Here is a 22,368-nt window from a genome sequence, read left to right as displayed (position 1 = left end):
GGGTGTCCCTGCGGCAATCAACCACATGCCCCGTTACAAAACCGGTTCAGCTATAAAAGCCGGTTCAACGGTCGAGGAAATACTCGTGATAACAAAAATCCTGATCGCCAACCGTGGAGAGATCGCTGTCCGGATCGTGCGCGCTTGCGCCGAGATGGGCATTCGCTCGGTGGCAATCTTTTCAGACGCCGACCGTCACGCGTTGCATGTGAAGCGTGCTGACGAAGCCCACAGCATTGGTGCCGAACCGCTCGCGGGTTATTTGAACCCGCGCAAGCTGGTTAACCTGGCGGTGGAAACCGGCTGCGATGCGCTGCATCCCGGCTATGGCTTTCTATCAGAAAATGCCGAACTGGCTGACATCTGCGCTGAACGTGGGATCAAGTTCATTGGTCCGTCCGCGGAAGTCATCCGTCGCATGGGTGACAAGACCGAAGCACGCCGCAGCATGATCAAGGCAGGCGTACCTGTTACGCCCGGCACCGAAGGCAACGTGGCGGATATTACCGAGGCGCTGGTTGAAGGGGACCGCATTGGGTATCCAGTGATGCTCAAGGCGACCTCGGGTGGTGGTGGGCGCGGTATCCGTCGCTGCAACAGCCGCGAGGAACTGGAGCAAGCCTTCCCGCGCGTGATTTCCGAAGCGACCAAAGCATTTGGCTCGGCGGAAGTCTTTCTCGAAAAATGCATCGTCAATCCCAAGCACATCGAAGCGCAGATTCTCGGCGACAGTTTCGGCAATGTCGTGCACCTGTTCGAGCGCGATTGCTCGATTCAGCGCCGCAACCAGAAACTGATCGAGATCGCTCCCAGCCCGCAACTGACGCCCGAGCAGCGCGCCTACATCGGCGATCTGTCGGTGCGTGCCGCCAAGGCAGTGGGTTACGAAAATGCCGGGACTGTGGAGTTCCTGCTCGCCGAGGGCGAGGTGTACTTCATGGAGATGAACACTCGCGTGCAGGTGGAGCACACCATCACCGAGGAAATCACCGGCATCGACATCGTCCGCGAACAGATTCGTATAGCGTCGGGCCTGCCGCTCTCGGTCAAGCAGGAAGACATCATTCACCGTGGCTTTGCCCTGCAATTCCGGATCAATGCCGAAGACCCGAAGAACAACTTCCTGCCGAGCTTCGGCAAGATCACCCGCTATTACGCGCCCGGCGGCCCCGGTGTACGCACCGATACGGCGATTTATACCGGCTATACCATTCCGCCGTATTACGACTCCATGTGCCTGAAGTTGATTGTCTGGGCGTTGACCTGGGAAGAGGCGATGGACCGCGGATTGCGCGCTCTGGATGACATGCGTCTGCAAGGGGTTAAAACCACAGCGGCGTATTACCAGGAAATCCTGCGTAACCCTGAATTCCGTAGCGGCCAGTTCAATACAAGTTTCGTTGAAAGCCACCCTGAACTGACCAATTACTCGATCAAGCGCAAACCCGAAGAGCTGGCCCTGGCCATCGCTGCCGCCATTGCCGCTCACGCAGGCTTATGAATAAGCAGCGGCAAGCTCCAAGCCGCAGGCTTCAAGCAAAAGCAGATCTGCTCTTACTTGCCGCTTGTAGCTTGCAGCTTGTCGCGATGAGGAGATCCAAATGTCTAAGAAAATCTTCGTAACCGACACCATCCTGCGTGACGCCCACCAATCGCTGCTCGCAACGCGCATGCGCACCGAGGACATGCTGCCGATCTGCGACAAGCTCGACAAGGTTGGCTACTGGTCGCTGGAGTGCTGGGGCGGCGCGACGTTTGATGCCTGCGTGCGCTTTCTGAAAGAAGATCCGTGGGAACGCTTGCGCCAACTGCGGGCCGCATTGCCCAATACACGTCTGCAAATGTTGCTGCGAGGCCAGAACCTGTTGGGTTATCGCCACTACAGCGACGACGTGGTCAAAGCTTTCGTCGCCAAGGCCGCGGCCAATGGCATTGATGTGTTCCGTATCTTCGACGCCATGAACGACGTGCGTAACCTGCGCGTCGCCATCGAGGCGGTGAAAGCCGCTGGCAAACATGCTCAGGGCACCATCGCTTACACGACGAGTCCGGTGCACACCATCGAGGCCTTCGTCGGTCAGGCCAAACAGATGGAATCCATGGGTTGCGACTCAGTGGCAATCAAAGACATGGCCGGTTTGCTGACGCCTTACGCCACGGGCGAACTGGTCAAGGCACTCAAAGCCGAGCAGTCGCTGCCGGTGTTCATCCATTCCCACGACACGGCGGGTCTGGCTGCCATGTGCCAACTCAAGGCCATCGAAAACGGCGCGGACCATATCGACACCGCCATCTCCAGCTTCGCTTGGGGTACCAGCCATCCAGGCACTGAGTCCATGGTTGCCGCGCTAAAAGGCAGCGAATTTGATACTGGCCTGAACCTGGAGCTGCTGCAGGAAATCGGTCTGTATTTCTATGCAGTCCGTAAAAAGTATCACCAGTTCGAAAGCGAATTCACGGCTGTCGATACGCGGGTCCAGGTCAATCAGGTGCCGGGCGGGATGATTTCCAACCTTGCCAACCAGCTAAAAGAGCAGGGTGCGCTGAATCGTATGGGCGAAGTGCTGGCCGAGATTCCGCGGGTGCGCAAGGACTTGGGTTATCCACCGCTGGTCACGCCGACCTCGCAAATCGTCGGTACCCAAGCGTTCTTCAACGTACTGGCCGGTGAGCGTTACAAGACCATCACCAATGAAGTGAAGCTCTACCTGCAAGGCGGCTACGGCAAGGCGCCGGGTCAAGTGGATGAAAAACTGCGTCGTCAGGCAATCGGTAACGAAGACCTGATCGACGTGCGACCTGCTGACTTGCTTAAGCCGGAAATGACCAGGCTGCGCGGCGAAATCGGTGCTTTGGCTAAATCCGAAGAAGACGTCCTGACCTATGCCATGTTTCCTGACATTGGCCGCAAGTTCCTCGAAGATCGCGCTGCTGGCGCGCTCAAGCCCGAAGAGTTGTTGCCTATTCCGGAAGCGGGTGGCGTGAGCAGTGCGAGTGGGGAGGGCGTACCGACCGAGTTCGTCATCGACGTGCACGGCGAAAGTTATCGCGTGGATATCACTGGCGTGGGTGTGAAGGCTGAAGGCAAGCGCCATTTCTACCTGTCCATCGATGGCATGCCGGAAGAAGTGGTGTTCGAGCCGCTCAATCAGTTCGTCAGCGGCGGTGCCAGCAAGCGCGCCCAGGCCACAGGGCCGGGCCACGTCAGCACTGCCATGCCCGGCAACATCGTCGATGTGCTGGTCAAGGAAGGCGACATGGTCAAAGCCGGTCAGGCGGTCTTGATTACCGAAGCCATGAAGATGGAAACCGAAGTTCAAGCTTCAATCGCCGGCAAGGTGGTCGCCATTCACGTGGCCAAGGGGGATCGGGTCAATCCGGGCGAGATACTGGTTGAGATTGAGGGTTGATCAGACACGGTCCCGTACTGTGGGGGACTCATGTGGGAGCGGATTTATCCGCGAATGCTGCGGTGAAAACGCTGCATATGTTTCAGGTGTACCGGCCTCTTCGCGAATAAATTCACTCCCACAAGGCCGTAATGCCAAGCATTGAATTTCAAGATTTCCTCGGGGGGCCTTCGTGGCTCCCTTTTTTTGCTTCCAAATCCTTAACTGCATTAAATTGCATTTATAAGAGGATCTGGCAATTGAAAATGCACTATAGTGCAGACATATGCACTTTTACTGTCTATCAGGTGCAATAAATTGCAGGCTGCCCATGTATAACCTCACCCTTCAAATTTATGGCGGTGGCTTCTGGAAGGATGCCATGACCCTTTCGTTCGACGCCTCCAAAGGATTTTTCAGACAAGGCTGGGGGCTGCAATGACCTTATCCATCGACGCCCGCGCGCTGCTGATCGAAAGTGTTCAGCAGGGTATCGCTGACGGAAGCCTTGAGATGGGTGAAGCAGTTAAGCGCCTGCGGGTGGAGGGAGCGAGGGTGCATCAAAGTCAGTACGCCCGACTGTGCAAAATCTCGGTGCGTACGCTGATTCAGATCGAGCAGGGTGAGGGTAACCCGACGCTCAAGTCGTTGAACGCCGTGTTCCGGCCGTTCGGTTTGCAGATGGGCGTGGTGAGGCGTCATAAGCAGATCAGCTAATGGCGTCTCACCACGCATCAGGAATCAGAAGAAATCCAGCTCCTGTCGATTCTTATGGTTTTTTATAGCGCTGCTGAATGGCCTCAGCCACTTGCTTGAAGGTGATGCTTTTAGTCGCGATCTTCTGCATGCCGTCTTCAGGCAGGTAACCCAGTTTTACATACAGGACTTCTCCCTTTTCTCTCTGCGCCTCGGTCAGACCGAGAAGGGACTTTCTGATGGCTTCCAGGCTAGTCGGACTTGAAACAAATGTTACCCAGTCCGGTACCGGAATGGTGCTGGCGAAGTAACTGGCAACGTTGACCAACGCATCGCCCAAAGGAAATACGGCTTTGAAACGTTCCTGAGGTTTATACGTTGCGATGCCCATATAGATCTCGGGCAGCTCTTTGATCCTGTTCTCGATCCCTCGTTTTTGATTGGAAAGAAGAAACTCGAAAATTTCCAATGAGGTACCGACGATAACCAGCGACTGAGCACCAATAGCCGATTCATCAAAAAGGTAACCGTTAAAGGTGGAGGAAGTTAAGGCCTTCATCCTCCCTCCCTGATCGAGAATAATGCTGCCGTACTTTCCGTTATGCAGAACCGGGGAAACTGCGCGCCATGGGTTTTTGTGAACCGATGCCTTTGTGTAGATATTCATTCTCACAACGTCCTTGTTGTTTATTACGGGTTAGTGACTCTATGCCTGATAGGCATGACTGAACGTTAGTCGCTTAAACGAGATCGTAGGCGTTGATATGTGTCCAGTTATTGGATCGACGCAGTTCTGAGTTCACGAGCAACGCGAGTAGGGCCGAAAAATTCTTAGCGCTTTCGAAATGCCTCCAACCCTTCTACCTGCTGCCCCTCCTTGAAGTTATCCACTGCCAGCCAACCCTCAAATGCCTTCTGCAACTCAGGCCACTCCTCGTCGATGATCGAATACCAGGCTGTGTCCCGATTGATGCCTTTGACGACCATGTGCTGGCGGAAGGTGCCTTCATAGCTGAAGCCAAACCGCTCGGCGGCGCGTTTCGAGCGAGCGTTGTTGGCGTTGCATTTCCATTCCAGACGGCGATTGCCCAGCGCGAATGACTCTTTAGCCAATAGATAAATCGCCTCAGTACCTTTCGGCGTACGTTGCATCGATGCGCCGAAGGTCACATGACCGATCTCGATCCGGCCGTGGGCGGCGACAATGGACAGAAAGCTTATGCAGCCGTTGGTGGCCCCTGTGGCCTGATCGACGATGGCGTAGAACCAGGGATCGGTGTCGGCTGCATGGCGGGTTAGCCAGGCATCAAAATCGCTGCGCTCCAGAAACGGACCGTACGGCAAATAGTCCCACAACTTCGGATCAGAGCCTGGGCCTTGCAGCGCAGCCCACAAACCATCGCCATGGCGCGCGACACTGAGTTTTTCCAGGCGGATGAAGCGTCCTTCCAGCGTTCGGGCATCTGGAAGTCTGGCGGGCTGCCAATCAGGTACAGGGTTCGGCATGGACTCTTTCCTAGATCATTTTGCGAAATTGAATGTAGCCCGGGCGTTCGGCGATACGTTCATAAAGCTGAATCGCGGTGGCGTTGGTTTCGTGAGTCAGCCAGTGCACCTTGTCGCAGCCATTGGCTTTGGCAGTGGTGTAAACGTGCTCTATCAACAGGCGGCCTACACCGGTCCCACGTTGTTCCGGTGCTACCAACAGGTCCTGAAGATAACAGGCATTGGCAATGCTCCAGTTCGAACGATGGTAGATGAAATGGACCATGCCCACCGCTTTGCCGTCTTGCCAGGCCAATGCCGCATTGGTCGGTTCGGACCGGTCGAGAAAGCGCGCCCAGGTACTCGCAATTACAGCGTCGGATAGCTCGGTTTTGTAGAACGTCAGGTAGGCCTGCCATAGCGGTAACCATGCGGCGTGATCGTTCTCGGTAACGGGGCGGATCTGAATGTCGGTCATGACAGTCTCCTGGCGGAATAGCTGACTGAACTAAGTGCTTTTCTGTAGGAGCTGCCGAAGGCTGCGAAGCATTTCTCCTGATACATCGCGATCGCAGCCTTCGGCAGCTCCTACAGGCTCTATGTTTGCCACGAAACAGCGTGCAGATCCTGATTTGCGTCACAAAACACTTTCAGCTCATCTGGTGAGCCAGTTCCTGATCTTTTGAATCTGCGCTGGCCGTCAGCCCTTCACGTACGCCTGCGTAATCAGCAGCAGAGCGGTTCTGACCTAGCTTGCGTTTACCTTCCAGACGCTCGATGGGTAGCGAGAAGCCGACAATGGCACTGAGCATCTTGTCGATGTAATCGGCGGGCGCATCGGCCACGGCCCAAGGGGTGGCGCGCCCGTTTTCATGTTTGTCGGTCAGGCCACTGACCACGTCCAGCAGTCGCTGCGGATCATTGAAAACCTGCGCAACGCCGTAAGCGTGAATGGCCACGTAATTCCAGGTGGGCACCACTTTGCCGTGCTCGGCCTTGGCTGGATAAAACGACGGGCTGATATAAGCGTCTGCACCGGGGAAAATCACTAAAGCCTGTGCGCCGTTCTCCAACGCGCGCCACTGAGGGTTGGCCTTGGCCAGGTGTCCGTACAGGGTGCCATTGGAGCTTTCATTCGCGCGCAACAGCAGCGGCAAATGGGTGGCCTGCATACCGTGTTCGTCGTGGGTGACCAGGATCGCCAGTCGAGTCTGCTCAATCAGCGCGTGCAGGCTGCCCAGGTCTTCGTCTTTGAAAGCGCTCGGTATGTACATGGAAATATCTCTTGGCCGAAGTCTCAATCCTAGGCAGGCTATTGGTTGGTTGTAAGAGCCATTAATAGCCAATTCGATAGGGCCAATGCATGTCCGAACAACCGCCATCATTCCCGTTCAGCCTTGCCGGCATTGAGCTGGATCGCCGTCAGGGTCTGAGTCGTCAGCTTTATCAGGCACTGCGCGCGCGTATCCTGGACGGGCGCTTGAGCAGTGGGACGCGACTGCCAGCCAGTCGCGATCTGGCTGAATCCTTGAGCATCTCCCGCAATAGCGTGATGCGCGCCTACGATCAGCTCTACGCCGAGGGTTTCACCGACGGGCGTGTTGGAGACGGAACCTACGTGGCGCAATTACCCAATCAGGTGATGCCCGGCAAAAAATTATCCACAAAAGTGTCCACAGGGTTATCTACAGCTTTATCCACAAAACTGGAAAATGCTTCACCCAATTCTCTTGATCAAGTTATCCACAACCCGGCGATCAAGAAGCTTGAGACGCATCATCTGGGCACTTATTCGCCAAGCGCGCCGCGGGCTTTCCGGGTGGGCGTTCCGGCGTTTGACCTATTTCCGTTTGCTGTTTGGGGCAAGCTTTACGCAGCTTTTTGGCGTAAGCCGGATCTGGCGATGCTCGGTTACGGCCCGGCCGCTGGCGACACACGTCTGCGCGAGCTGGTCGCTGCCTACCTGCGCACTTCCCGTGGTCTGAAGTGCACCGGTGAGCAAATAGTAATCACCAGTGGTGCGCAGCAAGCGATCAGCCTTTGTGCACAGCTGTTGTTGGAGGAAGGTGATGGCGTCGCGATAGAGAATCCAGGCTACCGCGCCGCCGGTCATGCCTTTGCCATTGCCGGAGCAAAGTTGCATGGCATTGCCGTTGATGAGGACGGCATGCGCTGCGATCAGTTGCAGCGGCAGGCCTGCAAACTGGCTTATGTCACGCCGTCTCACCAATATCCGACGGGTGTGGTGATGAGCCTGGCGCGCCGCCTTGAGCTGCTCGCCTGGGCCGAGAAGGCACAAGGCTGGATTGTCGAAGACGACTACGATGGCGAATACCGCTACAGCGGCGCGCCATTGGCACCCCTGGCGGCACTGGACCGAAGCGGGCGGGTTTTGTATGTCGGCACCTTCGGCAAGATTGCTTATCCGGGGTTGCGTCTTGGTTATCTGGTGCTGCCTGCCGGGTTGGTGGAACCTTTCAGCCGTCGACGTGCGGTGGACATGCGCCATTCGGAAGTCAGTACTCAGGTGGTGATGGCCGAGTTCATCGCTGCGGGCCATTTCCAGCGTCACATCCGCCGTATGCGCCGCGCTGCCTTGAGCCGTCGCAATACTCTGCTCAGTCACTGGCCCGAGAACATAACGGGCTGCGCAGCAATGCCCAAAGTTGTCGCGGGGCTGCATGTGGCAGTGAGAGTGGACAGCCTTGAGCGGGAAACAGAACTGATCGAAAAAGCCAAAAGTGTCGACGTTGAAATCAGCCCGTTGAGCGGTTATTGGCTGCCCGAATCCAGTGAGCCTGTGGATAACAGGGCAGGGCTGGTGCTGGGATTTGCGGCCGTGCCCGAGGCGGATATTGTGGATGCGCTGAAGAGGCTGACGCAGGTTTGGCGGGATTGATCAAGGTCAGCGCACATCCCCCGTGGGAGCGAATTTATTCGCGAAGAGGCCGGTACATTCACAGCATTTTCATCGTCAGGAATACTGCCTTCCCGGATGAATCCGGTCCCACGGGTTGAAGTGTTTGCCGATAGTTCGGCAGGATCACGAAAGCTTGTGCGCGATATACTCGCCGCCATTACCCTTTTCAAACCGAGACCTCCCATGAGTACTTCTCTTGCTGCGGCACCGGCTCGCAAGCCCGGTGCGCCGCTCATTGCTACTTTCCTGTTGTTGTTCATCGCGATGTTTCTGCTGAGCAGCGTTGGCATGCGTCAGGTGCTCCTGCTCATCGTCGGCGCGGCGTTAGGGCTGACGCTTTATCACGCAGCTTTCGGCTTCACCTCCGCATGGCGGGTGTTCATTCGTGAGCGGCGCGGTGCGGGCTTGAGGGCGCAAATGGTCATGCTGGCCATCGCCGTGGTGCTGTTCTTCCCGGCGTTGGGCGCGGGCACGTTGTTCGGTCAGCCAGTGAATGGCCTGGTTGCACCAGCAGGTGTGTCGGTTGTGTTCGGTGCCTTTATCTTCGGCATCGGCATGCAGTTGGGTGGTGGTTGTGCGTCCGGTACGCTGTTCACGGCGGGCGGCGGTAACGCACGGATGCTGGTGACGCTGCTGTTCTTCATCCTTGGCTCGTTGATCGCGACTCATCACGTTGACTGGTGGTTTGCGCTGCCGTCTTTTCCGGCAACATCCATCGTCAAAAGCTTTGGTGTAATCCCTGCGCTGTTGCTGAGTCTGGCGGTGTTCGCGGCCATTGCATTCGTGACTGTGCGCCTGGAAAAGCGCCGTCACGGCCAACTGGAAGCCGCGGTGACCAGTGAACACGTCGGCCTGCGCCGCTTCCTGCACGGTCCATGGCCACTGGTGTGGGGCGCGATTGGTTTGGCATTGCTTAACTACGCAACCCTGGCCCTGGCCGGTCGCCCTTGGGGCATCACTTCGGCGTTTGCCCTGTGGGGCGCGAAGGTCGCGGGTTCTCTGGGTGTCGATGTAGGCAGTTGGGCCTTCTGGCAGATGCCCGCCAATGCCAAGGCGTTGGCCGCGCCAGTGTGGGAAGACATCACCAGTGTGATGGATATCGGCATCATGATCGGTGCGCTACTGGCAGCTGGTTTGGCAGGAAAATTCGCACCCAACCTGAAAATCCCGACGCGCTCCATCGTCGCGGCAGTGATCGGCGGCCTGCTGCTGGGCTACGGTTCACGTCTGGCCTACGGCTGTAACATCGGCGCGTACTTCAGCGGTATCGCATCCGGCAGCCTGCACGGCTGGTTGTGGCTGGTAGCTGCGTACATTGGCAACGTGGCGGGCGTCAAATTCCGCCCGTTCTTCTTCCCGGGCGAGAAGCCGCAGGTTGCGTTGAGCGGTTGCTAATCGACACCATTGACCTGCTGTAGCAAATCCTGTGCAGACTGTGTGACAACTACTGCGCTCGGCAATACTGCGTTAAAAACAGGCGAAAAAATGCTCATTTAGAACACCTAGACTCCGCTTTTTCGCCTGTTTTTGCATTGTCTTGCCGTCGCTCGCTACGTTTTCACACAGTCTGTGTGGGAGCGAAGTTATTCGCGAAGAAGCGCGTACATCCGACCTGATCTATAGGTCTGGAATACCGCATTCGCGAATGAATTCGCTCCCACAAGGGATCACTGCTCTAACTGCTCCTTCGCCAGCTTCACAATGTTCTCCACCGTAAAGCCGAACTTGGCCTGCAGTTTGTCGATGGGTGCCGAGGCGCCGAAGGTATTCATCGTGACCTTGGTGCCCGTGTTGCCCACATAGCGATCCCAACCCAGCGGGCCTGCCTGTTCCACCGCAACCCGAGCGGTGACCGAGGGCGGGAAGACGCTGTCGCGATAAGCCTGATCCTGATCTTCAAACAACTCCCAACTCGGCATCGATACCACGCGAGCAGCAACGCCTTGGGCTTTCAGTTGCTCGAACGCCTGCACGGTCATGCCAACCTCGCTGCCGGTGGCAATCAGAATCACCTCAGGTTCGCCGTCTTTGGCATCGGCTAACACATAAGCGCCTTTGGCCAGACCCTCTGCCGACGCATATTGCGTGCGGTCCAGCGTGGGCAGCGGTTGGCGAGACAGCACAATGCAAGACGGACGACTGGTTTGCGCCAAGGCGATTTTCCAGGCCTGTGCGGTTTCATTCGCATCACCGGGGCGCAGTGTGAGCAAACCGGGCGTAGCGCGAAGCTGGGTCAATTGCTCGATAGGCTGGTGAGTCGGGCCGTCTTCGCCAACGCCGATGGAGTCGTGGGTGAAGACAAAGATCACCGGCAACTCCATGATCGACGCCAGGCGAATCGGCGGCTTCATGTAATCGCTGAACACCAGAAACGTCGAGGTGTAGGGTCGTACGTAAGACAGCGCCATGCCGTTGGCAATCGAGCCCATGGCGTGTTCGCGAATACCGAAGTGCAAGTTGCGGCCGCTGTAATTGTCAGCCGAAAAACTCCCGGCGCCGTCGAACGTCAGGTTGGTTTTGGTCGATGGCGACAAGTCAGCCGATCCGCCCAGTAACCAGGGGATTTTCGCCGCGAAGGCATTGAGGACCTTGCCACCGGAAGCGCGCGACGCGATGCCTTTGGCGTCGGTCTCGAAGGTTTGCAGGTTGTCCTGCCACTGCTCGGGCATTTCTCCAGCGCGCATGCGTTGCAGCTCATCGGCCAGATCCGCTTGTTCTTCTTCCAGCTTATTGAGCGCGCCTTGCCAGCTTTCATAATTGCTGGCATTGCGCTCAATCAGGGCGTCGTGCAACCAGGTGCGCGCTTCGTCGGGCACCAGAAAGCTGGAGTTTTCGTCCCAGCCATAGGCTTTTTTGGTCAGCTTGATTTCATCGTCACCCAAGGGCTCACCGTGGGCCGCTGCGGTGTTGTGTTTGTTGGGCGAGCCAAAGCCGATCACGCTGTCGACTACGATCAAGGTCGGCGCGTCATCGGTGCGTTTGAACACCTCAAGGGCCCGGGCCAACGCTTCGGTGTCGTTGGCATCGGCCACATGCAGAGTGTTCCAGCCGTAGCCTTCAAAGCGGGTTTGCACGTCTTCGCTGAAGGCCAGCTCAGTGTGGCCTTCGATGCTGATGGTGTTGTTGTCGTAGATCCAGCACAGGTTGGCGAGTTTCAGGTGTCCGGCCATGGAGGCCGCCTCAGCGGTCACGCCCTCCATCATGTCGCCGTCACCACACAGCACGTACACGTTGTAATCGAACAGTGTGCGTTCAGGTGCGTTGAAGCGCTCGCCCAGCCAACGCTCAGCCATCGCCATCCCGACACTGTTGGCGCAGCCCTGGCCGAGTGGGCCAGTGGTGGTTTCCACGCCCGTAGTCATGCGGTATTCCGGGTGGCCGGGGGTTTTGGAGTCCATCTGGCGAAACTGCTTGATGTCTTCAAGGCTTATCGCTGGTTTGCCTGATGGTTTGCCGTGCTCATCAATTTCAACCACGCCTGCCAAGTGCAGCAACGAGTAGAGCAACATGGAGGCATGACCAACCGACAGCACGAAACGGTCGCGATTTGGCCAGTCCGGATGTTCAGGGTGATAGCGCAGGAACTGATTCCAGACGGTGTAGCCCACCGGCGCCAAAGCCATTGGCGTTCCTGGGTGGCCAGAGTTGGCCTTCTGCACGGCGTCCATGGCCAGGGTGCGAATGGTGTTGATACAGAGTTGGTCGCGTGCGGTGCGTTGTTCGCTGGAAAAAGACGAGCCCATTGAATTTACCCTCAGTGACGTGCTGCTGAACATCCAGATAAGTGTGGAGCGCAGCCGAGGGCTTTTTGTTCATTGTATTTTGGGGCTGTCCGATGGCCATTACGGCCCAACCTTAACTGAACATTAAACGGTTCAGCTTTTATGCGGTCAGTCGCGAACCATATACCTCAATGGCATTCGAAGCAGGTGAGCGGCGTGTATTACGCAGTAGCCCATGAGGTAATCGTTTTGAAGCAAGCCATCATCGACAAATACCGATTTCTGATCAAAACCATTGGTTACGTAGGCTGGTCACTGTTCTGGCTGCTGATCTGGGACATCGTGGTCACGGCGGACTTCATGCTGTTTCTGGATCGCAAGATCAGCTTGCCCTCGTTGCCCTTGACCTTGCTGGCCTCTGCGCTGGTGGTACTCACCAGCTTTCGCAACTCCAGTGCCTATAACCGTTGGTGGGAAGCACGTACCTTGTGGGGCGCGATGGTGAATAACTCCCGCAGCTTCGCCCGTCAGGTGCTGACGCTGGTTGAGGATGAAGGCGAGCTGAATCCCGTGAAAGCAGTGTTGCTGCGTCGCCATGTGGCCTTCGTGAAATGCCTGTCTGCGCATCTGAAGGGTGAATCCTGTGGCGACGAAGTACAGTCATTGATAACCCGCGAGGAATACGCACGCAGGCACGAAACCAACAACTTCCCCAACGACATACTTAATACTTCGGCTGCACTGTTGGCCAAAGAGTACAAAGCCGGCCGTCTGGACAGCATCCGTCTGGCGCGTCTCGAATCGACAATGGTGGAACTCTCCAACTGCCAGGGTGGCATGGAACGTATCGCCAATACGCCGCTGCCTTACCCTTACGTGGCGTTCCCGCGTTTGTTCATCAGCCTGTTCTGCGTAATCCTGCCGATTGGTCTGGTGGACACGTTGGGCTGGTATACGCCGCTGGCGTCAACTGTCGTTGGCTTCATGCTGCTGGCCATCGAAAAGATCGGCACCGACCTGCAAAGCCCGTTCAAAGCCAGCGAGCATGAAATCCAGATGACCAAGCTGTGCGAAAACATCGAGCGCAACCTGGAGTCCATGCTTCGGGATGCGAAGGAAGAGTGCACGGTTTAAGCGAGTTTTGATGCAGGATTTGTTACGGCTCGGGCGCTTTATCTAACTGCATATAACTGCCTGATGTGCCGAGGAGATCTGTTGGAGCGAGGCTTGCCCGCGAACTAGACAACTCGGTATATCAGGAGCACTGCGTTATCGTTCTTCGTCGGAATGCCGCCCAGACCAAGCCTCGCTCCAACAGATCGGAGGCTACAGACTGGGTTGCATTCAAGAAATCCGCCTCCAAAACGCATCCGCCTCGGCATTCCTGTTACCCCGCCAGCGCACCAGAATCACTTCCAGGTGATCGGACTCCATCTCTGGGTAAAGGCGCACCAATTCCTTTCGCTCGATCAACGGCGCAACCATGGTGTGTGGCATGCAGGCCACGCCGTGTCCGGCAGCCGCCATCGGCTTCAGGGCTTCCGATACTGTCGCTTCGAATACCCGGCGCAGGCGGTGCGGTTGCGGGTGGCGTTTGACCTGTTTGTGTGACAGGTCATGCAGTTGTGCGCTGCGGGCATAGGTCAGCCATGGGATGGGCGCATCGGAGTTGGCGCAGCGAGCTGCCACTTCTGGCGTGGCGACCCAGTAGAGTTCATCGTGGCCCAGCGACAGCTCTTCGAATTCGCTTTGTCGGGAGTACGGCTCGGTCTGGGCATCGCGATAGAACAGGATGAAGTCGCAGCGTCCGGACATCAGCGCCATGTAGTAATCATCGGTACTGCGATAGCCCGTATCGATGCGGGTGAACATGGGCGACTCGGCGGACGAGAACTGGCTGATCCAGTCCGGAAAGAAATTGCAGCCCAGGGTATGCAGCGAGGCAAAAGTCAGGGGGCGGTCAATGATCTTCACGCTTTGCTCGCAATCTCGCGCCAGACGTACCAGCTCCGAGGCATTGGGCAGCAGCGCCTCACCAGCAGCGGTCAGCCGGATGGGGTTTTTGCTGCGATCTATCAGCGTCGCGCCCAGGCGGTTTTCGAGCAACTGGATGCGTCTGCTCAGCGCCGATTGCGATGAACCGCGCATGCTGGCAGCGGCGGTAAACTTGCCCGTATCGGCCAGGGCCAGAAAGTCTTCGTACCAATCGATATCCATAGTTATTCCAAAATTCGATAGCGCGACCAGCATAGTGGATCAACAGTCGCTAACGCATGCGGGTTTTGTATGGCTATTGTGCAGGTAATCGCCACCTGCCGATCCATCGTGGTTCATCCATAACTAGAAAAATCTGTCGTAGAAGGGGCAATGCTATGCAAAAACGGAATGGCCTTAAGACTTTCATCAAGTCGTCAATGTTGCTGATCAGCCTCGTGGGTGCTGCAGGTGCGCAAGCGGGTGTACTGGAAAAGGTCAAAGCGCACGGTGCTGTGCGTTGCGGCGTTGCCAGTGACAAACCAGGTTTCTCCCTGATTGATGACAAGGGCCAATGGACCGGCATGGACGTTGACCTCTGCCGCGGCGTAGCAGCCGCTGTGTTGGGCGACGCAAGCAAGGTTGAATACATCGCGACCACCGGCAAGAACCGTTTCACTGCATTGGCCTCTGGCGAAATCGACGTGCTGTCCCGCGCGACGTCCTGGACGGCCGACCGCGTTGCCAGCCTCGGTGTGGACTTCACCACTGTCTGGTTCTACGACGGTCAGGGCTTCATGACCCACGCCAAAGATGGTATCGAGAAGTTGACTGACCTGGATGGCGCAACCTTTTGCCTGTCACCGGGCACCACGTCGGAACAGAACCTGGACGACTATTTCAGCCAGCGCGGCCTGACCTACAAGACCGTGATCATCGAGAAAAGCCCTGAGTTGTTTGCTGCCTTCCAGAGTGGCCGCTGCAACGCAATTTCCAATGACTTGTCGGGTCTGGCCTCACGCCGTGCCGTCATGAACAACCCGCAAGACTACGCGTTACTGCCTGAAGTGATCTCCAAGGAGCCGTTGGGTGCTTATGTTGCTCAAGGCGATACCGTGTGGCGCAACATCGTGACCTGGACCGCCTATGCGCTGATGACTGCCGAAGAGTTCAGCATCACCTCGGCCAACGTCGATGAGATGCGCGCCAAGAAGGGCGGCTCGGCGGACGTCGCGCGTTTGCTGGGCACCGAAGGTACGGTGGGCAAGGCGTTCGGTATGGATAACGACTGGGCGTATCGCGCTATCAAGCAGGTCGGCAACTACGCCGAAATCTACGACCGTAACCTCGGCGAGAAAACCATTCTGAACTTCCCTCGCGGCCTTAACCGCTCTTGGAAAGATCAGGGCCTGCTGTACGCGCCACCAATCCGCTGATCGCGTCACTCTCCAACGGAATCACTGTCATGTGGACCCAACGCTTGCAGAACGCTCGAGTGCTGAGCGTGCTGCAGCAAGGCCTGGTTCTGGCCATTGTTGCAGCTGTGTTTTACGTGCTGGCGCACAACGCCAGTCTCAATTTGAAAGCGCTGAACATTGCTTCCGGCTTTGACTTTCTGTCACAGCGTGCCGGTTACGACATCAGCTTCAAACTGATCGACTTCACCCCCAACGACAGCTATGGCCGAGCCTATCTGGTGGGGTTGCTCAATACGCTGCTGGTCTCGGTGATGAGTATCGTAACCGCTACCGTCGTGGGCGTGGCGTTGGGTCTGTGCAAGGTTTCCGAGAACTGGCTGATCAATCGCCTGGCCGGTGCGAGTATCGAGTTTCTGCGCAATGTGCCGTTGGTGGTGCATCTGGTCTGGTGGTACGGACTGGCGCTGGCGTTGCCCGGTGTAAAGCAGGCGGTTTCGATTTTCGATGTGGCTTATCTGAGCAACAGCGGGTTGATATTGCCATGGCCTGCACAAGGTTCACTGGTGGGCTGGGGCCTGGCACTGATGGCGCTGGGCGTTTTGCTCGGTTTGATCGCCTGTCGCTTTCGTGATGCCAAGGCCAAATGGCGCAGTTTCACGCCACGACGCTGGCCATTGCTGTTGGCGGGTGCGGTGCTGCTACCGCTGCTGGTGTATGCCCTAAGCGACGCGCACTGGAGCTGGGAAGTTCCGGTTGCCAAAGGCTTTGGTTTCAAAGGTGGCGTAGCGCTGGTGCCGGAACTGCTGGCCTTGTGGTTGGCGTTGTCCTTCTACAGTGCCAGTTACATTGCCGAAATTGTCCGTGGTGCCATCCAGTCGGTGCAGCGCGGCCAATACGAGGCCGCCAAGGCGCTGGGCTTTGAATACGGGCCGACCATGCGTCAGTTGATCGTGCCGCAAGCGATCTATCCGATGATCCCGCAGGTCACCAACACCTATCTGAACATCGTCAAGAACTCATCTCTGGGTGTGGTCATCGGCTTCATGGAAATGGTGTCCTCCACCGGTGGCACCACCTTGAACCAGACCGGTCAGGCCATTGAGTGCATCGCGCTGGTGATGGGCACGTACTGCGTCATGAGCCTGCTGATTTCCATTGCGATGAACATCTACAACCATCGCATCGGTCAGCGAGGCCATTGAGGATGAACATGATCAATCAAGCATCCCCTGCGCGCTTGCCGCCGACTAAGCCGCTGCCGGTACGCGTTTGGGACTGGACGCGCGAGCATCTGTTCCCCAGCGTGGGTCACGGCTTGCTGACCGTTGCCGTGCTGGCGTTGCTGCTGTGGAGTATTCCGGCAGCGCTGAACTGGCTGGTGTTCGATGCCACGTTCGTCGGTACGGCACGCACTGACTGCAATCCCCATGGTGCGTGCTGGCTGCCGATTACCCAGCGCTGGAACCTGTTCGTGTATGGCTTCTATCCGGAAGCCGAGCGCTGGCGGGTCAACCTGGCGCTGTTTTTGGCAGTCTTCGCCTTCGTGCTGCTGTTTTTCAAACGTCTTGATCGTCGCCTGCTGATTGGTTATCTGGCGCTACTGCCGGTGGTCATGTGGTGGTTGCTCAAAGGCGGCGCGGGTTTGCCGGAGATTTCGTCGACCAAGTTCGCGGGGATGATGGTGACGGTGTTTCTGGGCACGGTGGGTATGATCTTCGCCTTGCCCATCGGGATTCTGCTGGCCTTGGGGCGGCGCTCGAAGAAGCCCGTGATTCGCATCCTGAGCGTGATGTACATCGAGCTGGTGCGCTCTGTGCCGGTTATCTCGCTGCTGTTCATGGCGTCGCTGATGATCCAGCTGTTCCTGCCGCCGGGTTCTGCGTTCGACATCCTGCTGCGTGTGCAACTGGTGCTGATCCTGTTTACCGCTGCATACATGGCCGAGACCCTGCGTGGTGGTTTGCAGAACCTGCCGAAGGGCCAATACGAAGCGGCTCAGGCGTTGGGTTTCGGCTACTGGAAAACCATGGGCCAGATTGTCCTGCCGCAAGTCTTGAAACAGTCGATTGCGCCGCTGCTGACGCAATTCATCGGCCTGTTCAAGGAGACCACGCTGGTCATGATCGTCGGCGTGCTGGACATCGTCGGTATCGCCATGAGCACCGCCGCAGCGCCGGAATGGGTGGGCTATGGCCATGAGATCTACATTTTTCTGGCGATTTACTTCTTCGTCGTCTGCTTCGCACTGTCGCGCTATGCCCGGCACCTTGAAAAGAAACTGGAACAGAACCGCTCATGACTGATCATCGCGAGGCTGACGCAGCCCCTATCATGCGTATCGAGCAACTGAACAAATGGTATGGCCAATCCCACGTCCTGCGGGACATCTCGTTGTCGGTCAAGCCGGGCGAGAAAGTGGTGATTTGCGGTCCTTCGGGTTCGGGCAAATCCACTTTGATTCGTTGCATCAATCAACTGGAACAGCATCAGCAAGGCACCGTCGAAGTGTTGGGCGAAGTGCTGGATGGCAACGTGAAACGCCTGGAGCGCATTCGCCGACAAGTCGGCATGTGTTTCCAGCATTTCAACCTGTTCCCGCACCTCACGGTACTGAAGAACTGTACGTTACCGCAGACTTCCAACCTCGGCGTACCCGATAAGGAAGCCATCGAGCGCGCTTTGGCTCTGCTCGACAAAGTGCGCATGCGCGATCACGCCAACAAGTTTCCGTCGCAGTTGTCCGGTGGCCAGCAGCAGCGCATCGCGATTGCCCGTGCGTTGTGCATGCAGCCCAAGGTCATGCTGTTCGATGAACCGACCTCGGCACTGGACCCGGAGATGATTGCCGAAGTTCTGGAAGTCATGACTGGCCTGGCTCAGGAAGGCATGACGATGATTTGCGTGACTCACGAAATGGGTTTCGCCCGCAAAGTTGCCGACCGTGTCGTGTTCATGGATCAGGGTGAAATCGTCGAGCAGGCGACCCCGGATCGTTTCTTCTCTGCGCCGGAATCCGAGCGCACCCGTCGTTTCCTCAATCAGATCCTCGACCATGGAGTCCACGCGTGATGGCCAACCCTATTGCTATAGCCCTGCACGGTGGGGCGGGCGTACTGACTCCGGGTTTGCTGACGCCGGAAGACGAAACAGCCATTCACGAGGCTTTGTTACGGGCACTGAAAGCGGGTCTGACGTTGCTCGAGCAGGACGGTAGCAGCCTGGATGCCGTGCAGGCAGCGGTTATCGAGCTGGAAGAGTGCCCGTGGTTCAACGCCGGTAAAGGCGCGGTGTTCACCCACACCGGTGATCACGAACTGGACGCTGCAATCATGCACGGCGCCAACCGCGAGGCAGGTGCCGTGGCGGGGATTCATTTCGTGCGTAACCCGATTCTGGCTGCCCGTGCAGTACTGGACCACAGCGAGCATGTTTTGCTTGCGGGCGTTGGCGCTGATGCGTTTCTGGAAACACAGAATCTGGAGCGTGTCGCCAACGACTGGTACGACACGGATCTACGTCGCCGTCAGTGGCAGACTCAGCTTCAACAGCCCAATAGCGTTTCGCTGGAGCCAGGCGGCGTCGACAAGAAGTTCGGCACCGTGGGTGCCGTCGCGCTGGACCGTCACGGTCATGTGGCTGCGGCGACGTCTACTGGCGGGATCACCAACAAGCGTTTCGGCCGTATCGGCGATTCGCCGTTGATTGGCTCCGGTACCTGGGCAGACGACCGCAGCGCAGCGATCTCCGCTACCGGTCATGGCGAGTTCTTCATCCGCACCGTAGTGGCCCACAACATCGCGTCCCGCGTGCTGCTGACCGGCGAAACGCTCAATACGGCCTGCGACACGGTGGTGTCAGGTGAGTTGAAAGCCATGGGCGGCAACGGTGGCGTGATTGCCGTATCACCAACCGGCGAAACCGCATTGAGCTTCAACACACCGGGCATGTACCGCGCGTGGCGTGATGAGCAGGGAGGCTTGCATACCGCGATTTATGCAGAGGATGATCGTCTGCATCTGGCTTAAGACTTGATCGTTTTGTAGGCACTGTGGGAGCGAATTCATTCGCGAAGAGGGCATTCCAGAAAAGTATCTGGTTCTGACACACCGCCTTCGCGAATGAATTTGCTCCCACACAGTCTGCACAGGTTCGAGTGTTCGCTGCGCTTAGCGCAGCTCCCCGCACAGATCCACTTCAACCAACCGGCGTACTTCAGCCAGCGGCAAGCCTGCACCCAGCAACAGATGCAGCTTGCCCAGCGCTGCTTCACGGGTCATGCCGCCACCGGACAGCACGCCAGCACCGCGCAGGCGGCTTCCCGCTTCGTAGACGTCCAGTTCGACACCGCCTTCATGGCATTGCGTGATTGCAACGACGCAGATGCCTTGCTGGTGGGCGCGTTCCAGGCTGGTCAGGAAAGCCGGGTCATCGCTGGGGCCGGTGCCGCTGCCGAAGCATTCAAGCACCAGCCCCTGGATGCCGCTGTCGATTACAGCGTTCAGTTGTGCTGCACCGATACCTGGAAATAACGGCAGGATGGCGACGCTGGCGGCGACTTTAGGCAGGCGATAATCCAGCGGCGCAGGGTGCGCAGCCGGTGTTTCGCCGCTGTGGGCGCGGTTCAGCGCTGCGAACGGATGGCGACCGAAGCTGCGGATTTTTGCGCAACGGGTCGGTGCCAGCAGTTCACCGTGGAAGTACAAATGCACGCCCGAGGTCAGACCTTTACCCAGCGCGACCAATGAGCCGTTGACGTTTTCCCAGGCATCGCTGTCCGGGACGCCAGCAGGCAGCATTGAGCCGGTGAAAAGCACTGGAGCACGGAGCCCCAGCAACTGGAAGCTCATGGCGGCGGCGCTGTAAGCCAGCGTGTCAGTACCGTGAAGGATCAACACCGCGTCGCAGCCATCGACATCAACGGCTTCGATGACCGCTTCGCGCAGACGCAGCCAGTAGGCCGGTGTCATGTTGGCGCTGTCGATCAGCGGGGCCATCTCACGAAAGCGCCATTCAGGCACCACCAGATCAGGCAGTTCGGCCAGTTGCCCGGCCATGTGTGCCTCGAAGCCCGATGCAGGTGCCAGGCCATTGGCGCTGGCCTGCATGCCGATAGTGCCACCGGTATAAAGAACCATGACTCGCTGAGCGGGTTGTGGCTGTTCATGAGTCATGATTCTTCTCCGGTATGACGTTAGCTATCAGGCTTGGGTAGCAGGCTTTGCCGTGGCCTCGACCGGGTTGACCGGTGTGTGGTCAGGGTTGGCAGGCCATGCGTTGCGGTCCAGGTCCAGATCCGGGAACTGGCTCGAATCGAATACTGGAGTCTTGATGCCCGCCTTACGTTGCGCATCGTAGTCGCGCAGGATGCGCATGGCGACTTTGAACAACATTGCCAGGGCGATGAGGTTGACGAAGGCCAGCAACGTCATGGTGATGTCGGCGAAGGCGAACACGGTGTTGAGATCAACGACGGCACCCCAGAGGATCAGCACCAGCACGAAAATCCGATAGCCGACGATGGCTTTCTTGCTCTCGCCCACCAGGAAACGCAGGCTGTTTTCGCCCAGGTAGTAGTTGTAGAGAATCGAGGTAAAGACAAACAGCGCCAGGGCGACACTGATGAAGATACGACCCCAGTCACCGACCACGGCTGCCAGCGAGTTCTGTGCCAGAACGATACCGTTGCCGCTGTAACCCACGTCGTAGATGCCCGAGAGCAGAATCAGCAACGCGGTGCAGGTGCAGATCACGAAGGTGTCGAGGAACACGCTGAATGCCTGAACCACGCCCTGTGAGATCGGGTGCTCAACCTGCGCAACAGCGGCCACGTTTGGTGCACTGCCCAGGCCGGCTTCGTTAGCGAACACGCCGCGTTTCACGCCCATGACGATTGCGCTGCCGATCAGGCCGCCAAACACCGGGTCCAGACCAAATGCGCTTTTGACGATGGTCGCCAGCATGGCCGGAACGTGGTCAATCTGCAGGACGATGACGTAAATGGTCACGGCGATGTAGATCAGGGTCTTGACCGGTACCAGCAGGTCCGAGATCGCCGCGATACGCTTGATGCCGCCGACGAATGCAAGGCCCAGCAACACTACCAGGCAGATACCGGTGGTCATGGTGTCGATGCCGAATGCACCTTTGAGGGAGTCGGTTACTGCGTGGGATTGCAGGCCGTTGAAGGCAAAACCGAAGGTCACCAGCAGCAATACTGCCATGACCATGCCGAGCCAGCGCTTACCCAGACCATGCTGGATGTAATACGCCGGACCGCCACGGAACTGGCCTTCGGAGTCTTTGCGTTTGTAGAGCTGAGCGAGCGAACACTCGATGAAGCTGCTGGCCATGCCCACCAGTGCGGTGACCCACATCCAGAAAACCGCGCCTGGGCCGCCCAGTGTTACGGCAATACCGACACCGGCAATGTTGCCTGCGCCGACACGTCCGGCAAGGCTGAGCATCAATGCCTGGAAGGAACTGAGCTGGCCGGTGCTGTTGCGTAAACTATCCCTGAAAACAGCGAACATGTGGAAAAAGTGGCGAAACTGGACGAAACGCGAACGTATCGTGAAATAACCGCCGAGCCCTACGATCAGTACGATCAGCACTTTACCCGAAAGGAAGTCGTTGATGACTTCAAGCATTGGAGAATCCTCGCTGTTGTTTTTAGGGGCGCGCACTATACCGGTGCGCTCGTCTTGCGTCTGCAATACTTTTCCTTTCCAGTGCAGCGATACATCCATGTTGTTATTGGCAGTGAG

19 protein-coding genes are annotated in these 22,368 nt (G+C 57.5%); 11 read left to right on the top strand and 8 right to left on the bottom strand.

Features of this window, described 5'->3' with window-relative positions; all coding sequences use genetic code 11:
- The first annotated feature begins 85 nt into the window (after positions 1-85).
- From K3169_RS29015 to K3169_RS29005, 3 genes are all read left to right on the top strand, one after another.
- Positions 86-1,501 carry an acetyl-CoA carboxylase biotin carboxylase subunit gene (locus tag K3169_RS29015; protein ID WP_027902361.1) on the top strand — a complete coding sequence of 472 codons (1,416 nt, stop codon included), beginning with the start codon at positions 86-88 and terminating at the stop codon, positions 1,499-1,501.
- A gap of 100 nt (positions 1,502-1,601) precedes the next feature.
- On the top strand, positions 1,602-3,410 hold the full coding sequence (oadA, locus tag K3169_RS29010) for a sodium-extruding oxaloacetate decarboxylase subunit alpha (protein ID WP_263269306.1): 1,809 nt from the start codon (positions 1,602-1,604) through the stop codon (positions 3,408-3,410).
- Between the two features lie 417 nt (positions 3,411-3,827).
- Positions 3,828-4,106, top strand: coding sequence for a helix-turn-helix transcriptional regulator (locus tag K3169_RS29005; RefSeq protein WP_263269304.1), 279 nt, complete (start codon positions 3,828-3,830; stop codon positions 4,104-4,106).
- Positions 4,107-4,158: 52 nt separating this feature from the next.
- Here K3169_RS29005 and K3169_RS29000 read toward each other — a convergent pair whose 3' ends face one another.
- The 4 genes from K3169_RS29000 to K3169_RS28985 all read right to left on the bottom strand — a co-directional run bounded on the left by K3169_RS29000 (position 4,159) and on the right by K3169_RS28985 (position 6,844).
- A complete protein-coding gene (locus tag K3169_RS29000) occupies positions 4,159-4,752 on the bottom strand; it encodes a hypothetical protein (RefSeq protein WP_231674914.1) in 594 nt (197 codons plus the stop codon).
- Between the two features lie 164 nt (positions 4,753-4,916).
- Positions 4,917-5,591 carry a GNAT family N-acetyltransferase gene (locus tag K3169_RS28995; protein ID WP_231674915.1) on the bottom strand — a complete coding sequence of 225 codons (675 nt, stop codon included), beginning with the start codon at positions 5,589-5,591 and terminating at the stop codon, positions 4,917-4,919.
- 10 nt (positions 5,592-5,601) lie between these two features.
- A complete protein-coding gene (locus tag K3169_RS28990; protein ID WP_231674916.1) occupies positions 5,602-6,048 on the bottom strand; it encodes a GNAT family N-acetyltransferase in 447 nt (148 codons plus the stop codon).
- A 172-nt stretch (positions 6,049-6,220) separates the two neighbouring features.
- Positions 6,221-6,844: an FMN-binding negative transcriptional regulator gene (locus K3169_RS28985; protein ID WP_231674917.1), complete on the bottom strand. Its 624-nt coding sequence runs from the start codon at positions 6,842-6,844 to the stop codon at positions 6,221-6,223.
- An 89-nt stretch (positions 6,845-6,933) separates the two neighbouring features.
- Between K3169_RS28985 and K3169_RS28980 the strand changes: the two genes are divergently transcribed.
- Together K3169_RS28980 and K3169_RS28975 are read left to right on the top strand one after the other, a co-directional pair.
- The gene (locus tag K3169_RS28980; protein ID WP_263269299.1) at positions 6,934-8,469 is read left to right on the top strand and encodes a PLP-dependent aminotransferase family protein; all 1,536 of its coding nucleotides are present in this window, start codon (positions 6,934-6,936) and stop codon (positions 8,467-8,469) included.
- A gap of 204 nt (positions 8,470-8,673) precedes the next feature.
- Positions 8,674-9,885 (top strand): YeeE/YedE family protein, encoded by a 1,212-nt coding sequence (locus K3169_RS28975; protein ID WP_231674919.1) that lies wholly within the window; start codon positions 8,674-8,676, stop codon positions 9,883-9,885.
- A 272-nt stretch (positions 9,886-10,157) separates the two neighbouring features.
- Here K3169_RS28975 and tkt read toward each other — a convergent pair whose 3' ends face one another.
- On the bottom strand, positions 10,158-12,233 hold the full coding sequence (gene tkt / locus K3169_RS28970; protein WP_231674920.1) for a transketolase: 2,076 nt from the start codon (positions 12,231-12,233) through the stop codon (positions 10,158-10,160).
- A 228-nt stretch (positions 12,234-12,461) separates the two neighbouring features.
- Between tkt and K3169_RS28965 the strand changes: the two genes are divergently transcribed.
- Positions 12,462-13,346, top strand: coding sequence for a bestrophin family protein (locus K3169_RS28965; RefSeq protein WP_231674956.1), 885 nt, complete (start codon positions 12,462-12,464; stop codon positions 13,344-13,346).
- Between the two features lie 210 nt (positions 13,347-13,556).
- Here K3169_RS28965 and K3169_RS28960 read toward each other — a convergent pair whose 3' ends face one another.
- Positions 13,557-14,429 carry a LysR family transcriptional regulator gene (locus K3169_RS28960; protein WP_263269296.1) on the bottom strand — a complete coding sequence of 291 codons (873 nt, stop codon included), beginning with the start codon at positions 14,427-14,429 and terminating at the stop codon, positions 13,557-13,559.
- A 197-nt stretch (positions 14,430-14,626) separates the two neighbouring features.
- Between K3169_RS28960 and K3169_RS28955 the strand changes: the two genes are divergently transcribed.
- The 5 genes from K3169_RS28955 to K3169_RS28935 are packed head-to-tail and all read left to right on the top strand — an operon-like array spanning position 14,627 to position 19,629.
- Positions 14,627-15,622, top strand: coding sequence for an amino acid ABC transporter substrate-binding protein (locus K3169_RS28955; protein ID WP_411567061.1), 996 nt, complete (start codon positions 14,627-14,629; stop codon positions 15,620-15,622).
- A 29-nt stretch (positions 15,623-15,651) separates the two neighbouring features.
- Complete coding sequence (locus tag K3169_RS28950; RefSeq protein ID WP_122396669.1) at positions 15,652-16,806, top strand: amino acid ABC transporter permease; 1,155 nt, start codon at positions 15,652-15,654, stop codon at positions 16,804-16,806.
- An 8-nt stretch (positions 16,807-16,814) separates the two neighbouring features.
- Positions 16,815-17,903, top strand: coding sequence for an amino acid ABC transporter permease (locus K3169_RS28945; RefSeq protein ID WP_263269292.1), 1,089 nt, complete (start codon positions 16,815-16,817; stop codon positions 17,901-17,903).
- Positions 17,900-18,673 carry an amino acid ABC transporter ATP-binding protein gene (locus K3169_RS28940; protein ID WP_231665579.1) on the top strand — a complete coding sequence of 258 codons (774 nt, stop codon included), beginning with the start codon at positions 17,900-17,902 and terminating at the stop codon, positions 18,671-18,673. The genes K3169_RS28945 and K3169_RS28940 overlap by 4 nt, the downstream gene beginning before the upstream one ends.
- Entirely contained in the window at positions 18,673-19,629 is a 957-nt protein-coding gene (locus K3169_RS28935; protein ID WP_263269289.1) for an isoaspartyl peptidase/L-asparaginase family protein, read from the top strand. The genes K3169_RS28940 and K3169_RS28935 overlap by 1 nt, the downstream gene beginning before the upstream one ends.
- Before the next feature lie 141 nt (positions 19,630-19,770).
- Here the strand turns inward: K3169_RS28935 and K3169_RS28930 are convergent, their stop codons facing one another.
- Both K3169_RS28930 and K3169_RS28925 read right to left on the bottom strand, forming a co-directional pair.
- Positions 19,771-20,775, bottom strand: a complete 1,005-nt coding sequence (locus tag K3169_RS28930; RefSeq protein WP_231665581.1) for an asparaginase — start codon at positions 20,773-20,775, stop codon at positions 19,771-19,773.
- Positions 20,776-20,802: 27 nt separating this feature from the next.
- Positions 20,803-22,251, bottom strand: coding sequence for an alanine/glycine:cation symporter family protein (locus tag K3169_RS28925; RefSeq protein ID WP_099270109.1), 1,449 nt, complete (start codon positions 22,249-22,251; stop codon positions 20,803-20,805).
- Positions 22,252-22,368 lie beyond the last annotated feature (117 nt).

The organism is Pseudomonas phytophila, from assembly GCF_025643095.1.
Taxonomy (GTDB): domain Bacteria; phylum Pseudomonadota; class Gammaproteobacteria; order Pseudomonadales; family Pseudomonadaceae; genus Aquipseudomonas; species Aquipseudomonas quasicaspiana.
Note: the sequence above shows the minus strand (reverse complement) of the source record. Positions and strands in the feature narration are given on the sequence as shown.

Excerpts from the sequence above, each read along its gene's own strand:
- oadA (WP_263269306.1), top strand. The coding sequence starts at position 1,602 with ATGTCTAAGAAAATCTTCGTAACCGACACCATCCTGCGTGACGCCCAC.
- K3169_RS29005 (WP_263269304.1), top strand. The coding sequence starts at position 3,828 with ATGACCTTATCCATCGACGCCCGCGCGCTGCTGATCGAAAGTGTTCAG.
- K3169_RS29000 (WP_231674914.1), bottom strand. The coding sequence starts at position 4,752 with ATGAATATCTACACAAAGGCATCGGTTCACAAAAACCCATGGCGCGCA.
- K3169_RS28995 (WP_231674915.1), bottom strand. The coding sequence starts at position 5,591 with ATGCCGAACCCTGTACCTGATTGGCAGCCCGCCAGACTTCCAGATGCC.
- K3169_RS28990 (WP_231674916.1), bottom strand. The coding sequence starts at position 6,048 with ATGACCGACATTCAGATCCGCCCCGTTACCGAGAACGATCACGCCGCA.
- K3169_RS28985 (WP_231674917.1), bottom strand. The coding sequence starts at position 6,844 with ATGTACATACCGAGCGCTTTCAAAGACGAAGACCTGGGCAGCCTGCAC.
- K3169_RS28980 (WP_263269299.1), top strand. The coding sequence starts at position 6,934 with ATGTCCGAACAACCGCCATCATTCCCGTTCAGCCTTGCCGGCATTGAG.
- K3169_RS28975 (WP_231674919.1), top strand. The coding sequence starts at position 8,674 with ATGAGTACTTCTCTTGCTGCGGCACCGGCTCGCAAGCCCGGTGCGCCG.
- tkt (WP_231674920.1), bottom strand. The coding sequence starts at position 12,233 with ATGGGCTCGTCTTTTTCCAGCGAACAACGCACCGCACGCGACCAACTC.
- K3169_RS28960 (WP_263269296.1), bottom strand. The coding sequence starts at position 14,429 with ATGGATATCGATTGGTACGAAGACTTTCTGGCCCTGGCCGATACGGGC.
- K3169_RS28955 (WP_411567061.1), top strand. The coding sequence starts at position 14,627 with ATGTTGCTGATCAGCCTCGTGGGTGCTGCAGGTGCGCAAGCGGGTGTA.
- K3169_RS28950 (WP_122396669.1), top strand. The coding sequence starts at position 15,652 with ATGTGGACCCAACGCTTGCAGAACGCTCGAGTGCTGAGCGTGCTGCAG.
- K3169_RS28945 (WP_263269292.1), top strand. The coding sequence starts at position 16,815 with ATGATCAATCAAGCATCCCCTGCGCGCTTGCCGCCGACTAAGCCGCTG.
- K3169_RS28940 (WP_231665579.1), top strand. The coding sequence starts at position 17,900 with ATGACTGATCATCGCGAGGCTGACGCAGCCCCTATCATGCGTATCGAG.
- K3169_RS28935 (WP_263269289.1), top strand. The coding sequence starts at position 18,673 with ATGGCCAACCCTATTGCTATAGCCCTGCACGGTGGGGCGGGCGTACTG.
- K3169_RS28930 (WP_231665581.1), bottom strand. The coding sequence starts at position 20,775 with ATGACTCATGAACAGCCACAACCCGCTCAGCGAGTCATGGTTCTTTAT.
- K3169_RS28925 (WP_099270109.1), bottom strand. The coding sequence starts at position 22,251 with ATGCTTGAAGTCATCAACGACTTCCTTTCGGGTAAAGTGCTGATCGTA.